The organism is Alteromonas sp. KUL150, from assembly GCF_009811475.1.
GTDB lineage: Bacteria > Pseudomonadota > Gammaproteobacteria > Enterobacterales > Alteromonadaceae > Alteromonas > Alteromonas gracilis.
Window position 1 is genome coordinate 86,480 of record NZ_BLIJ01000028.1, and the last position, 13,530, is coordinate 100,009.

The 13,530-nt window shown below is 43.3% G+C and carries 10 protein-coding genes; 5 read left to right on the forward strand and 5 right to left on the reverse strand.

Annotation, left to right across the window (positions count from 1 at the left end; translation table 11 throughout):
* Positions 1 to 14 precede the first annotated feature (14 nt).
* Positions 15 to 1,739 (forward strand): SLC13 family permease, encoded by a 1,725-nt coding sequence (locus GVO62_RS05560; protein WP_159118093.1) that lies wholly within the window; start codon positions 15 to 17, stop codon positions 1,737 to 1,739.
* A gap of 323 nt (positions 1,740 to 2,062) precedes the next feature.
* Complete coding sequence (locus GVO62_RS05565; protein WP_159118094.1) at positions 2,063 to 2,767, forward strand: YIP1 family protein; 705 nt, start codon at positions 2,063 to 2,065, stop codon at positions 2,765 to 2,767.
* Positions 2,768 to 2,935: 168 nt separating this feature from the next.
* Here GVO62_RS05565 and GVO62_RS05570 read toward each other — a convergent pair whose 3' ends face one another.
* Positions 2,936 to 3,853 (reverse strand): DUF3025 domain-containing protein, encoded by a 918-nt coding sequence (locus tag GVO62_RS05570; RefSeq protein WP_159118095.1) that lies wholly within the window; start codon positions 3,851 to 3,853, stop codon positions 2,936 to 2,938.
* Between the two features lie 70 nt (positions 3,854 to 3,923).
* Between GVO62_RS05570 and GVO62_RS05575 the strand changes: the two genes are divergently transcribed.
* Together GVO62_RS05575 and asnB are read left to right on the forward strand one after the other, a co-directional pair.
* Positions 3,924 to 5,591, forward strand: a complete 1,668-nt coding sequence (locus GVO62_RS05575; RefSeq protein WP_159118096.1) for a M28 family metallopeptidase — start codon at positions 3,924 to 3,926, stop codon at positions 5,589 to 5,591.
* A 386-nt stretch (positions 5,592 to 5,977) separates the two neighbouring features.
* A complete protein-coding gene (asnB, locus tag GVO62_RS05580) occupies positions 5,978 to 7,648 on the forward strand; it encodes an asparagine synthase B (protein ID WP_159118097.1) in 1,671 nt (556 codons plus the stop codon).
* A gap of 81 nt (positions 7,649 to 7,729) precedes the next feature.
* On the opposite strand, the gene GVO62_RS05585 is transcribed toward asnB, so the two are convergent.
* Positions 7,730 to 8,617 (reverse strand): transporter substrate-binding domain-containing protein, encoded by an 888-nt coding sequence (locus GVO62_RS05585; RefSeq protein WP_236547079.1) that lies wholly within the window; start codon positions 8,615 to 8,617, stop codon positions 7,730 to 7,732.
* A gap of 37 nt (positions 8,618 to 8,654) precedes the next feature.
* Positions 8,655 to 9,329 (reverse strand): 7-carboxy-7-deazaguanine synthase QueE, encoded by a 675-nt coding sequence (queE, locus tag GVO62_RS05590; RefSeq protein ID WP_159118195.1) that lies wholly within the window; start codon positions 9,327 to 9,329, stop codon positions 8,655 to 8,657.
* 94 nt (positions 9,330 to 9,423) lie between these two features.
* Here queE and queC point away from each other — a divergent pair, with 94 nt between their 5' ends.
* Positions 9,424 to 10,080 carry a 7-cyano-7-deazaguanine synthase QueC gene (gene queC / locus GVO62_RS05595; RefSeq protein WP_159118098.1) on the forward strand — a complete coding sequence of 219 codons (657 nt, stop codon included), beginning with the start codon at positions 9,424 to 9,426 and terminating at the stop codon, positions 10,078 to 10,080.
* Positions 10,081 to 10,201: 121 nt separating this feature from the next.
* Here queC and GVO62_RS05600 read toward each other — a convergent pair whose 3' ends face one another.
* Together GVO62_RS05600 and uvrB are read right to left on the reverse strand one after the other, a co-directional pair.
* Entirely contained in the window at positions 10,202 to 11,128 is a 927-nt protein-coding gene (locus GVO62_RS05600; protein ID WP_159118099.1) for a LysR family transcriptional regulator, read from the reverse strand.
* 262 nt (positions 11,129 to 11,390) lie between these two features.
* Complete coding sequence (gene uvrB, locus GVO62_RS05605) at positions 11,391 to 13,406, reverse strand: excinuclease ABC subunit UvrB (RefSeq protein WP_159118100.1); 2,016 nt, start codon at positions 13,404 to 13,406, stop codon at positions 11,391 to 11,393.
* Between the last annotated feature and the right edge of the window lie 124 nt (positions 13,407 to 13,530).

Consider the following 13,530-nt stretch of genomic DNA (forward strand, 5'->3'; position numbering starts at 1 on the left):
AGGACTGGAGCAATATGGATGTGACCCAGTTCATCGTACTGGCAATTTTTGCCAGTACGATATGTGCGCTGATTTTTACCAGTCAGCGCCCTTCTACTGTGTTTTCAGGTGCAGTATTAGCTTTACTGGTTACCCAGCAGTTATCTCTTGATGACATCTTGCTAAATTTGACCAACAAGGGTCTTATCACCCTTGTTCTGTTACTTTTAGTAAGTAGCGCCATAGATAAAACCGCACTGATAAAACGCCTTGGTAGAAAACTAGTAAGTGCTAACTTCACGCAATCCTACTGGCGACTATTTTCACTAACCTTTATATCCTCTGCACTGCTTAATAATACGGCAATTGTGGCAAGCCTCATTGGTCCTGTAAAACAGAACCAATATCACCCTGCTTCCCGATTACTCATACCGCTATCATATGCGGCTATTTTAGGCGGGACGGTTACTTTAATCGGTACCTCTACCAACCTAATCGTCGATAGTTTTTTACAAGAACACGGGCATCCGGGCTTTAACTTTTTTGACTTCACACTTTATGGCACCGTAGCGGGCCTGAGCTGTGGTCTACTTATGTTTTTGTTGCTTCCATTGCTGCCTCATATTGGCAATAAAAGTAACAACTATCACGAGTACATGGTTGAAGCCGAAGTTGAGCCTGGTTCAGAGCTAATTGGCAAAACCGTCGAACGGAACCACCTGCGTAATCTGCCAGAACTTTTTTTGGTAGAAGTGGTTCGCAATGGCAATCTGATATCTCCTGTAGGCCCAGACTTAGTTATTCTTGAAAACGACAAGCTGATTTTTTCTGGCAATGTTCAAAAACTTGAAAACCTTAGCCACATTAAAGGTTTGAGCATGTTTGCAGAGACCGATGGTGTGCTGCGCGAGAGCTTAACCGAAGTGGTAGTGGCCAATCGCGCTCAGGTAATTGGTCAAACGATCAAAAAACTTGGTTTTAGAGCGCTATTTGATGCCGCCGTTGTAGCCATACGACGTGATGGTGAGCAGCTTTCAGGTAAACTTGGAGAAATAAAACTTCAATCGGGTGACTTCTTACTTTTAGCCACGGGCCCAGACTTTGCCACTCGTCAAAATTTGAATAAAAACTTTTTTATTTTGTCAGAGCAAAAAATCGCCCGCCCATTAACGAACAAGCAAGAATGGATTACCCTTGGCGGCTTCCTGACCACAGTTTTACTTGCTGCTGCAGACATGATTTCGCTGGCTATTGGCTTGTTGTTTTTAGCAGCTACGCTGATTGGTGTGAAAGTAACGTCAAACGGTGAAATGAAGCGAAACTTACCTTTAAATTTGATCGTTGTAATTGTTGGCGCTTTAAGCCTAGCCAGCGCGCTTGAAAATTCAGGTGTCATCAACACGACCACGGAAGCACTAATGCCGGTGTTGTCGGGTACCGACTGGTTCGTAGCATTGATAGTCATTTACTTACTTACCTTGGTTTTAACTGAGTTTGTTACTAACAATGCGGCTGCGGCGTTAATGTTCCCGTTTGCCTACGGTTTAGTTCAGATTATCGGTGCGCCATTAATGCCATTTGCGCTGGCGGTAGCTTTTGCGGCAAGCGCCAGTTTCATCTCGCCGTTTGGCTATCAAACCAACTTGCTTGTTTATAATGCCGCGAATTATAAGTTTTCACACTTTATAAAAATTGGGCTGCCTATTTCACTTCTGTATAGCGCAATTGTGCTTACACTTTTGAATGCGACTTATTTATAACATTGAGTAAGTATTTAATATAAAGGGAAGCATTGTGAAGTGTCCCCAGTAATTGGATAGTCCAACTATTGGTGGGCCACTTCATTGCTTCCCTTTTTGCTATCTGTTGAATTCACAATTTCACACATTGTTGAATAAGCTATATTCATCTTCTCTTACAAATAAATACCGTTTATCAGAACCTTGTGCTGTACAACACACCTAGCCGTTAGTAATCTGTAATGCCAAAACTATTAGCGTGTTAACAAGCAATCAAGCAGAACTAACTGCTGCTTTAAACAGCACCCGAATCAAAAAATAAAACGAAGTAAAAGGAGCAAGGGATGCACAACGTATCGAACCCTTTCCAAGCGTGTAATGATATATTCTTCAAGCCAAATGGCGTGTTCAAGGCCATAGGTGAAAACAATAACTGGAGTTGGATGCCATTTATATTGATCACCGCTATCACGCTGGTATCTCAATATTTATATGTAAACTTTGTAGATATTGATTGGTTCGCACAGATGAATATTACAGCTCAAGGCGATATGAGTCCTGCAGAAGAAGAGCAAATGAAAGCCTTTTTCACTAGAGACGCCTTACTTTGGTCATCGATAATCGGCGCCTTTTTTGTTCCAATCATTGTAAATGCGGTATACGCGGTTTACGTAAACTTGATGACTCGCTCGGATGATAGCCATGTTTTCGGCTTTACGGACTGGTACGGTTTTGCGTGGTGGCTTTCTATGCCTTATGTACTCACTGGCTTGGTTGGCGTAGCACTGCTGCTATTTACTGGCGATCACCAAGTTGCTCCAACAATATTATCACCTACATCTCTTGGCTTTTTAGCGAGTATTCCCATGGACTCCCCGTGGTATGCTTTCGGCCAAGCACTAAGGCTTGAGCTTTTCTGGGGCATTTATCTAGCGACTGTCGGCATCACTCAGTGGACGTCTTTTCCTCTTAAGAAAGCAGCACTAATTGCAAGCGCACCGTATGTGGTTATCTACGGCATTTGGTTGATTGCTTTAGCGCTATTCTAAGAAAACACACTTTATAGCCCGCTTCCATTTGGCTATTAGTTGGCGCTGTTTCCGATAAAAACTCGGACAGCGCTAAGCTCTCAATAGCAAAGTATCAAAAACTAAGCCTTAAAAGCCAAGTGTAAAAAACACACAGTTCACAAGCCAAAGTGTCAGTGCGCAACACGCTTAAGACCACAAGGGTAGCTGAATTGTCGACTTACTTCCCTCACGTAGCGGTCTAAAATAGTCTTTATTCTGATAAAACATTTCATCTTGTTGGCTGTGCCACAAAGGTACACCAAGCAGAGGCAAAGGCTTCAAAAGAGGTGCAGATTGAAAATAATCTAGCGCTTCAATACGCAGTATCAATGCGTTGTCTAATACCAAGCGCTGTTGCCATTTATCCAGTTTGCTAAAACCGCAAGGAACCGAAACCGCCAGCCATTTTCCCGTAAGCCCTATAAATGGGTTTAGCATCATTTCCAAATTCGCGTGTCCGAAAATAAATGGCGTGACTTCACTATGCCATCGCTCTCGATGGTTTAAAAAGCTTTGTTCCCATTTGTGGGCAGCAAGGCTCTGCAAAAAGGCCTCTAACGATTCAACATAATGTTGTCGGCTATCATGCTCCCTTTCAAGACCAACACTGTTTAGTGTAGCTTGCTTGGGTTCTTCTATCGCAAGCACTACACCACATTCATCGAAGTGAGTAATGCGATTGCGGCGAGCCGTTCTAGGGCTTACACCGTGTTCGTTAATATCGCGAATATGCAGCTCATTTAACAGAGATTTGGTTTTAGGGAACTGTAACCAAATAAGTGCATTAAATAAATCGTGCCAGCTTCCCTCCCGAGTTGGTACTACCTTGTCTTCACTAATGATCGTTTCATAGTAACGCTTGTCGTCATCTGATAACTGACTTTGACCTTTAAAAGCAGGTCCTTGCCAGTGCTCATAGTGTTGCGCTGTTAATTGGTTCAATAGTTCAGGCGTGGGAAAATAATTGTTACCTAATAAACCAACTTCTTCTAGAAGTGCTGTAACCGGTTTACTTGCGTGGCTTATTAGGTAGTCTTTACAGAAGGGTATTGAGTCTGATTGCATATCAACTATTGGTTCGCTCTGGGGTTTTCTCTATACTGGAATCGTATTGTAGAGCAAACAGAGACTAACAATGAAAAAAATGTTTTTGCCGTTACTTGTACCTACTCTTTTAGGCGTAAGTGCATGTACACCATCAAGCGACAGCACACCACAAGATCAAACCGCCAAAAAGGAAATGCCTGCGGCCTCGAATTTTGACAGTGTTTACAACAATATTTCAGATGCCGATATTCGCGAGCCCCTGAAAGTACTTTCTTCTGACGAATTCGAAGGCCGTTTACCCACCACTGAAGGCGAAAAGAAAACCATCGACTATCTTGTCAGTGAGTTTACTAAAGCAGGCCTCAAACCCGGCAACGGTGATAGCTTTTTACAAAAAGTAGCGTTAATGGAAATTACCGCCGATCCAGACATGACCATGACGATCGGAGACAATAGCTTTGTTTATAAAGAGCAAATGGTTGCGTCATCTAAGCGCGAGCAAAGCTCAGTGTCACTTGAAGATTCTGAACTTGTTTTCGTTGGTTATGGCGTTAACGCACCTGAGTACGACTGGAACGACTACGAAGGGCTAGATGTCGAAGGCAAGACAGTGGTAATGCTTATTAATGACCCTGGTTTCGAAAATCCTGAAAGCGGTAAGTTCCAAGGCACCACTATGACCTACTATGGTCGCTGGAGCTACAAATATGAAGAGGCTAGCCGTCAGGGCGCAGCTGGCGCTATTATTATTCACGAAACAGCCCCAGCCTCTTATGGCTGGTCAGTTGTTGCGAATAGCTGGAGTGGCCCGCAGTACGGCCTAGTAAGCGCTGACAAAGGAGCAAGCCGTGTAGCCGTTGAAGGTTGGCTTACGCTTGATGCTGCGAAAAAAGTGTTTGCTGATGCAGGCCTTGATTTCGATACTGAAAAAGCTAATGCCATGAAAGGTCCATATAGCAAGGCTATGGATATCCAAGCTTCAGTGACGGTAAAAAATACGTTTAAAAAATCAGAGAGCAACAACGTAATTGCCACTCTTCCTGGCGCTGAGTTTCCTAACGAACATATTATCTATACCGCACATTGGGACCATTTAGGTAAAGACGAAAGTAAAGAAGGCGATCAAATTTACAATGGTGCTCACGACAACGCCACGGGAACCGCCGCTATCTTAGCCATGGCAAAAGCCTACTCAAACTTAACGCCAGCACCTAAACGCTCGGTATCATTTTTGGTGGTAACTGCTGAGGAACAAGGCCTTTTGGGTAGTAAGTTCTATGCTAGTAACCCTGTGATCCCGATTGAAAACACGGTTGCTAATATTAATATGGACGCAATGAACGTTTTGGGTAAAACCAAAAACGTCGCTGTAGTAGGTATGGGTAAGTCAGAAATGGAAGACTACCTTGAAAAAGCCGCTGCAAAGCAAGGTCGCTCACTAACACAAGAAGACCGTCCTGAAGCGGGATACTACTATCGTTCGGATCACTTTAGCTTCGCCAAACAGGGTGTTCCGGCACTTTATGCTGAAGGCGGTAATGAACCAGCAGATGAAGAAACTGCGAAATACAGAAAGCGTATGAATGTTATTGTTACTGGTTGCTATCACCAAGTATGCGACCAATATCGCGACGACTGGGATTTAAGCGGCATAGTGCAAGATACTCAAATGTTATTCGATGTTGGTGTGGGCGTAGCGAATGCTGATGCGTGGCCAAAGTGGAATGAAGCAAGCGAGTTTCAGCGCAAATATTAGTTATATGCACCCTTTACGCATTTAATAGAGCATGATGAAAGGGGCCTTCCATAAGGCTCCTTTTCGTTTAATCCCTCGAATTAACTTCGCTTCTCAATCATTCCAATAGCCTATAAAAACGCCAGCATTCTTCATTTCACGATATAAATGTGTCGCATCTAACGGCGTAAATAGGATAAAAATGTTAATAAAACGCTATTTTGAGATAAAAGGAATAAGTATTTCCATTTTCTCATCATAATGTACTTGCAATTTCCTGTCAGACTGGCACATTCAAGGCACGCGATAAAAGAATAAAAACAATCCTTCGCTCACTCGTACGCGAGTACCGACAGAAAAAACTTCAAATTATTTTTTTCAACAAGTGAACAGAGAGAATCCGTTATATGTGTGGTATTTTCGGTATCCTTGATATCAAAACCGATGTGTCTGAACTCAGAACCCAAGCCCTCGATTTATCTAAACTATTGCGCCACCGTGGCCCTGACTGGTCGGGTATCTGGAATAATGACAATACCATTCTTTGTCACGAAAGACTGGCAATTGTCGATGTAGACACGGGTGCGCAGCCTCTTATCAGCCAGAACGATAAGCAAATTCTTGCAGTTAATGGCGAAATTTATAACCATAAGCAGTTGGCAGCTGATTTAGATGAGCAATATCCGTTTAAAACACGCTCTGACTGTGAAGTTATTCTTCCCCTTTTCCAACAAAAAGGCGTGGACTTTATTGATGACCTAGAAGGTATGTTTGCTTTTATCCTATATGATGAAGAGCAAGATGCTTACCTCATTGCCCGTGATCATATTGGAATTATTCCCCTTTACACCGGCTACGATGAACACGGTAACTTCTACGTTTCTTCTGAAATGAAGGCGCTAGCTGGGGTGTGTAAGACAATTAGTGAATTCCCTCCTGGCCACTACCTCTGGAGCAAAGAAGGAAAAATCACAAAATATTACAAACGCGACTGGATGGAATACGACAACGTAAAAGACAACACGAGCGATTTAGAAGAACTACGCGTTGCTTTTGAAAAAGCCGTAAAGTCTCACATGATGTCTGATGTACCTTACGCGGTGTTGTTATCTGGTGGTTTAGACTCGTCGTTAGTGTCTGCTGTAGCTGCACAATATGTGGCGAAGCGCGTTGAAGACGAAGACAAAACCGATGCGTGGTGGCCGCGTCTGCACAGCTTCGCTGTAGGCCTTGAAGGTGCTCCTGATCTGAAAGCGGCTAAGAAAGTGGCGGACATGATTGGTACGGTTCACCATGAAATTCATTTTACGATTCAAGAAGGTTTAGATGCCATCCGTGATGTTATCTTCCATCTAGAAACCTACGATACAACCACCATTCGTGCCGCCACCCCTATGTACCTAATGACCCGCAAAATCAAAGCGATGGGCATTAAAATGGTGCTTTCAGGTGAAGGCTCTGACGAAATCTTTGGTGGTTATCTGTATTTCCACAAGGCGCCAAACGCCAAAGAATTCCACGAAGAAACGGTACGTAAACTTGACCGCCTGCATATGTTTGACTGTGCACGTGCTAACAAGGCCACTTCTGCATGGGGTGTAGAAGCACGTGTTCCATTCTTAGACAAAAACTTCATTGACGTCGCCATGCGCTTAAACCCGCAGGATAAAATGTGCATAGATGGAAAAATGGAGAAGTGGATCCTTCGCAAAGCGTTTGATAACGGCGAGACATTACCTGCAGAAGTATTGTGGCGTCAGAAAGAACAGTTTGGTGACGGTGTAGGTTATTCGTGGATTGACTCAATTCGAGACTTCGTAGAAAACGAAGTCACAGATCAACAGCTTGCTACCGCTGAGTTCCGCTTTCCAGTTAACACGCCTGACACTAAAGAAGGCTACTACTACCGCACAATTTTCGAGAGCTACTTCCCTCAAGAAAGTGCAGCGCGCTGCGTACCCGGCGGTAAGTCAATTGCGTGTAGTACGGCAGAGGCACTAGAGTGGGACGAAAGCTTTAAAAACAATGCTGACCCATCAGGTCGTTCAATGAAAGGTGTTCACTCAGGCGAATCGTAACGGCTATTGAACATTTAAAGAACAAAAGAAAAACGCGGCCTGTGCCGCGTTTTTTCATTTTTAAAGGGCATTAAGAAACCGCTATTCTTCTTTATTCTGCTTGTACCAAAGGGCTGGATTCGACAACGGTGTTTCAACTGGCAGTAGAGGGTTTTCTAGCGAAAAAACGGTTCTCTCTTCCATATTTAACGATGTTAAAATAGGTGCGTAGGTTGAATTAAATAACTCATCGAATGAGCCATCATCTATGGCTCTTTGTAGACCCGTCTCTATTAAGTTTGCTAATGTTTTGTTGTTTAAACTCACAAAATAGTACATTGCCGTTGGGTAATACAATGCCATGGATGGTTCAAGATAGAGATTACTACCCGGGCCTTCAGCCTCAAGTTCAGCGTTAACTTCAATCACTGAACGAGGAAAAATATCGCCCTTGCTCTGCCCTATCAGGTCATAGGCCTCCCGAAACTCTGGCACTGTGAATACGTTAAAGCCGTTCGCCTGAAGAATTTTTGTATCTGGCCATTCTTCGCCCTGAATAGGAGTCAGTTTACGCAAATCATTAAGAGACAATACGTTTTCAAACTTCGACTTTTTATTTTTGTTTATAACGAACACCCGAAGCCCAATTAGTCCTTTTGCAATGGGAATACGGATAGGCGTTAATTCCTTTTCTCGCTGACTATCAGTCATGCTCCACACCACGTTAACTTCTCTATTTTCGCGAAGTTGACGCATCGCTTTTCCTGTCAGAAGGATCCTGTCTGACGGACGTAGCTCGTAATTTACGCCTGTTTTATCTAGGGCAAGTTTTAATAAAGCGATTGGGTATTGTGCACGCGCATCTGAGTCGTCAATAGGACGAGGATAGTTGATAGTCCACAGCGCCCCCTGCACATAAGACGCTGTAAGCAGGCCACATAGAACACAAAACAGAAGGTTAACCCTTCTAAACAGGTTTAGATTAACCATTTTCGCAGCGCCATAAGTTGGTCTTTTGAACTGACATTTACTCGATACCAATATACTTGTGTGTTTGTAACGATAGTCGCCAGTTTCGCTCAATACAAGTCTTAACTGCAAGCTCCGTCGCTCGCTTTTGCTGGCTAATAGGTTGTAAACACACCTGTTTTCCTTCAAGGGAAGACACATTAGCAAGCAGCGCATCAAGTTCATCGATGTGCTTTTGCATGGCAATAGGATGCTTAATCTCATTGGCTCTTTCAAGAGCACTGACTAATACATCATAACCGCCTTTCATATTTATTTTTGGCGACACTGTCACATAAGTACGTGGATCACAAAGCACTTCGAACGTACCGCTGGTTTCGATTTGCGTAGAGTACCCATTATCGTGAAGTAGCTTGGTGAGCGGTCGCAAATCGTACATACATGGTTCACCGCCGGTGATAACCACGTGTTTTGCAACATATCCTTCTATAGAAAACTGAGCTAATAAGGCCGCTTCATCAGAAATAAAGTAGGTTTCCGACTCTTGCCCTTTATTAATTACGGCCTCTGGCGTAACGCTCAAATCAGCCTTTATTTCCCAAGTATGCTTCGTATCACACCACGGGCAACCGACAGGGCAACCTTGTAACCTTACAAAAATGGAAGGAATACCGGTATGGGCACCTTCACCTTGGATAGTTTCAAACATCTCATTGATGTTTAGCGTGGACATTACGGACAATTTGATACCCTTTAACGATTGTATGTTGGGATTTTACCAAGGATCACATAAAATTCGGGGATAATTTCTTAAATCTTCAAAAACTATGTCAGAAAACGTTGTTGTTATTTATTCTGGAGGCATGGACTCCTTTACAGTGTTACATAAAGCACTGAAAGAGGGAAAAAAAGTTCACGCCCTCAGTTTCGACTATGGTCAACGCCACAAAAAAGAGCTTGATTACGCTGCAAGGGTATGTGAATCACTCAATGTCCCTCATAAGATTGTGGATATCAGTGCCATCAATACCCTGATTGGTGGCTCAGCTTTAACTTCGGATATAGAGGTACCAGAAGGGCACTATGAAGAGCCGAGCATGAAACAAACCGTGGTGCCAAATCGTAATATGATACTGCTCTCCCTTGCAGTGGGCTATGCTGTGAGCCTAGAAGCTAAGGAAGTCTACTATGGGGCACACTCTGGCGACCACGCTATATATCCAGATTGTCGTCCTGAATTTGTTCATAAAATGAATGACGTTTGCGGTATCGCTAATTACACCCCGGTCACTATCATGACCCCTTATATTGACGTAAGCAAAACGGCGATTTTGACCGATGGTCTTTCCATGGGGCTAGATTACGGACAAACGTGGACGTGCTATAACGGCAGAGAAAAAGCCTGTGGTAAGTGTGGGGCTTGTGAAGAGCGCCTAGAAGCATTTAAAGAAAATAACGCCACTGACCCGCTTGAATACGAATAAAAAATTCCAAGCAAGAAACCTCTCACTAAGACGATCTTGTGTTTTACAAACGAGCGTCAAGTGAGAGGCATATTTGTGGGTCTTCGGTTATGAAAATTCGTTACCGTTGAAAATTGTACGGCTATTTCTGGCTCTCGGAAATGAAGTAGCTTAATTCTTTTATACAGTGTCGCAATACCGGGTTCAGGCGGGTATTCTTACCGTTCATTACGAATAATTCGTGGCTAAAATTAAATAGACTTCCTTTCGCAATAGGTACAAGCCCAAGTGCAGCGCCCTGCTCTTTAGCCATATAGTCAGGCAATAATCCAACGTATTCACCGGTCATAATGGCAGACATAGCGGCATCGAAAGAGTCAGAGAAAGTTTGTATCGATAATCTTGTTTCATCCTCGATATAGTTGGCCGAAGACAAACCTGAAATACCGATCGCGGGATAGTCACTTATTTTAACGCCTTCGGGTAATTCAGTATCCCGATATTTCGCCAAGGGATGCGTTGGCGAGCAATAAAGTCGTCCTTCAGTGTTAATACCTATAGGGTGAAACGTCACAGATTCCGGCTTAACCATGTCGTAGGTAGATACTACCAAGTGACACTCACCCGATAGCGCCACGTGTTCCACTTCGTTGTATAAACGAGTTTGGATATTAACGTGGATATCATCAAACTTTTTCATCGTGCTTTTTACCGCCTTACTGACGGCTAAATGCATAGATAACGGCAGACCAGCCATTAATACTAGAGTGATGTGACCAGAGTAGTCATCATGAAGCGACTTCAGATTAAACACGAAATTATCAAAGGCATTAAAGATGCGTTTGGTTTCTTGAAAAACAACCTCACCTTCCTTTGTCATTTGGAAACCACCGCGACCGCGATGACATAGTACTAAATCAAGCCGTTCTTCCAGTTTCTTAATTGCAGCACTGATATTTGGACGTTGCATTCGCAACACGGGTTCTGCCGCAGTAAATCCATTGCAGCTTGCTACAGCGTAGAACACACGCAGTAGCTTTATATCTGATTCCTGAAGACGGTTAAGCATATTAGCACCTGTTTATAGGTATAGTTTTCGATACTCAATGTAGAACTATATGAAACTAATTGTGCTATTACAACGATATTTTACGGCTTTTCATCTCATTTAAAGCAAAAAACCTTAATTCTGTGGTAACGAACTGAACCGAACCGATTCGCAAATTAACGATGGGTAAGATAAAAGAGACGGGGAGTAAAGTAAGGCTGATGGGGTTATTCATTTACATACAATAAACCACAGTCAGCCTTATGTTAAGTAGAAGAAATAACTAGGAGAGTGTTACTACTTGTTTTCTTAATGATTCAATATCGTCTCGTAGTGATGCCGCTTTTTCAAACTCTAGTTCGCGGGCATATTCAAACATTTGCTTCTCAAGTTCGGTGATTTGATCCATAAGGTCAGTTGCACTGGCTGCTTTTTGTTGTTTCTTCTTCTCTTCAACTTTTCTGAGCCTTACCTTGCCAGAAGCAGGATGCGCACTTTCACCTAAGTCCATGATATCGGTAATAGGCTTATTTAATCGCATCGGCGTAATGTTATTCGCCTTGTTATGCGCAATTTGTTTTTCCCTACGGCGGTCTGTTTCATCCATGGCTTTGCGCATCGATTTAGTTATGCTATCGGCATAAAGTATTGCCCTACCATTCACATGTCGCGCCGCTCGACCTATTGTTTGTATCAGAGAACGTTCTGCGCGTAGAAAGCCCTCTTTATCAGCGTCTAGAATAGCCACCAAAGAAACTTCAGGCATATCTAAACCTTCTCGCAGTAGGTTTATCCCTACAAGTACATCGAACTTACCCAAGCGCAAGTCACGTATAATCTCGATACGCTCTACGGTATCTATATCAGAGTGCAGGTAGCGAACCTTTACGCCGTGCTCATTTAAATATTCACTTAAATCTTCGGCCATGCGCTTCGTTAGCGTGGTTATCAAAACCCTTTCATCAACCTCCACCCGCTTCTTAATTTCAGAGAGTACATCATCCACCTGTGTGGCTACAGGACGAACTTCTATAATAGGATCTAAAAGTCCGGTAGGACGAACGACCTGCTCGACAATTTCGCCTTCCGTCTTCTTTAATTCATAATCGCCCGGCGTGGCCGAAACATAGATGGTTTGAGGGCAAATTTGCTCAAACTCCTCAAATTTTAGTGGGCGATTGTCTAACGCAGACGGCAATCTAAAACCAAACTCGACAAGTGTTTCTTTTCTGGAGCGATCACCTCTATACATAGCGCCTACTTGTGAGACCGTTACGTGGGACTCATCAATGAACATTAGACCATCAGCGGGAAAGTAATCTAGTAACGTTGGTGGCGGCTCTCCTGGCGCTCGTCCTGATAAGTAGCGAGAATAGTTTTCTATTCCCGAGCAATACCCTAGCTCCATCATCATCTCAATATCGAATTGGGTACGCTGCGAGATACGCTGCTCTTCTATCAATTTATTAGCTTCTTGAAGCTGTTTCTTTCTATCACCCAATTCATCTTTAATATGCTCGATAGCATTTAAAATTTTCTCGCGAGGCGTCACATAATGGGTTTTAGGAAAAACCGTTGCGCGTATTACGGACTTGTCTACAGCCCCCGTGAGCGGATCAAACAGGCTTATTTTGTCAATTTCGTCATCAAATAATTCAACTCTCACGGCTTGTTTTTCAGAGTCCGCTGGAAAAATATCAATAACATCGCCACGAACTCGAAATGTCCCCCGCTCAAACGCAAGGTCATTTCGTTTGTACTGCAGTTCAGCCAACCGACGTAAAATATCACGCTGGTCCATGGTGTCGCCTTGGCGTAGATGTAACAACATTTTCATGTAGGACTCAGGATCGCCCAAGCCATAAATGGCAGATACACTGGCTACAATGACAACGTCTCTTCGCTCCATCAGCGCTTTGGTCGCTGACAGCCGCATTTGTTCGATATGGTCGTTGATAGACGCATCTTTTTCGATAAAAGTATCAGTGCTCGGTACGTAGGCTTCAGGTTGATAGTAATCGTAGTAAGAAACGAAATATTCCACCGCATTATTAGGAAAAAATTCTTTCATTTCTCCGTAAAGCTGAGCCGCTAAGGTTTTGTTATGCGCCAAAATAAGCGTGGGGCGCTGCACCTTATTGATGACATTAGCCATGGTAAACGTCTTACCCGACCCCGTTACGCCCAAAAGTGTTTGGCCGGCCAACCCGCTGTCTAATCCATCTACTAAAGCTTCTATCGCCTTTGGCTGATCACCTGCCGGCTTATATTTCGAATGAAGCTCGAACCCTCTACTCATTAAATTAACCTTTTATTGAATACGTTAAAGCAGCGTGCTACCCACTACATCATCTTTCGAAAACGTGTTGCGAGTTGGCTGTTAATGACCCTTTACTGCCCCAGTAAAGATTTATAACAACCAG

What these genes read in the sequence shown, in the direction of transcription:
- GVO62_RS05560 (WP_159118093.1), top strand. Translation starts at nt 15, where the DNA reads ATGGATGTGACCCAGTTCATCGTACTGGCAATTTTTGCCAGTACGATA.
- GVO62_RS05565 (WP_159118094.1), top strand. Translation starts at nt 2,063, where the DNA reads ATGCACAACGTATCGAACCCTTTCCAAGCGTGTAATGATATATTCTTC.
- GVO62_RS05570 (WP_159118095.1), bottom strand. Translation starts at nt 3,853, where the DNA reads ATGCAATCAGACTCAATACCCTTCTGTAAAGACTACCTAATAAGCCAC.
- GVO62_RS05575 (WP_159118096.1), top strand. Translation starts at nt 3,924, where the DNA reads ATGAAAAAAATGTTTTTGCCGTTACTTGTACCTACTCTTTTAGGCGTA.
- asnB (WP_159118097.1), top strand. Translation starts at nt 5,978, where the DNA reads ATGTGTGGTATTTTCGGTATCCTTGATATCAAAACCGATGTGTCTGAA.
- GVO62_RS05585 (WP_236547079.1), bottom strand. Translation starts at nt 8,617, where the DNA reads ATGGTTAATCTAAACCTGTTTAGAAGGGTTAACCTTCTGTTTTGTGTT.
- queE (WP_159118195.1), bottom strand. Translation starts at nt 9,329, where the DNA reads ATGTCCACGCTAAACATCAATGAGATGTTTGAAACTATCCAAGGTGAA.
- queC (WP_159118098.1), top strand. Translation starts at nt 9,424, where the DNA reads ATGTCAGAAAACGTTGTTGTTATTTATTCTGGAGGCATGGACTCCTTT.
- GVO62_RS05600 (WP_159118099.1), bottom strand. Translation starts at nt 11,128, where the DNA reads ATGCTTAACCGTCTTCAGGAATCAGATATAAAGCTACTGCGTGTGTTC.
- uvrB (WP_159118100.1), bottom strand. Translation starts at nt 13,406, where the DNA reads ATGAGTAGAGGGTTCGAGCTTCATTCGAAATATAAGCCGGCAGGTGAT.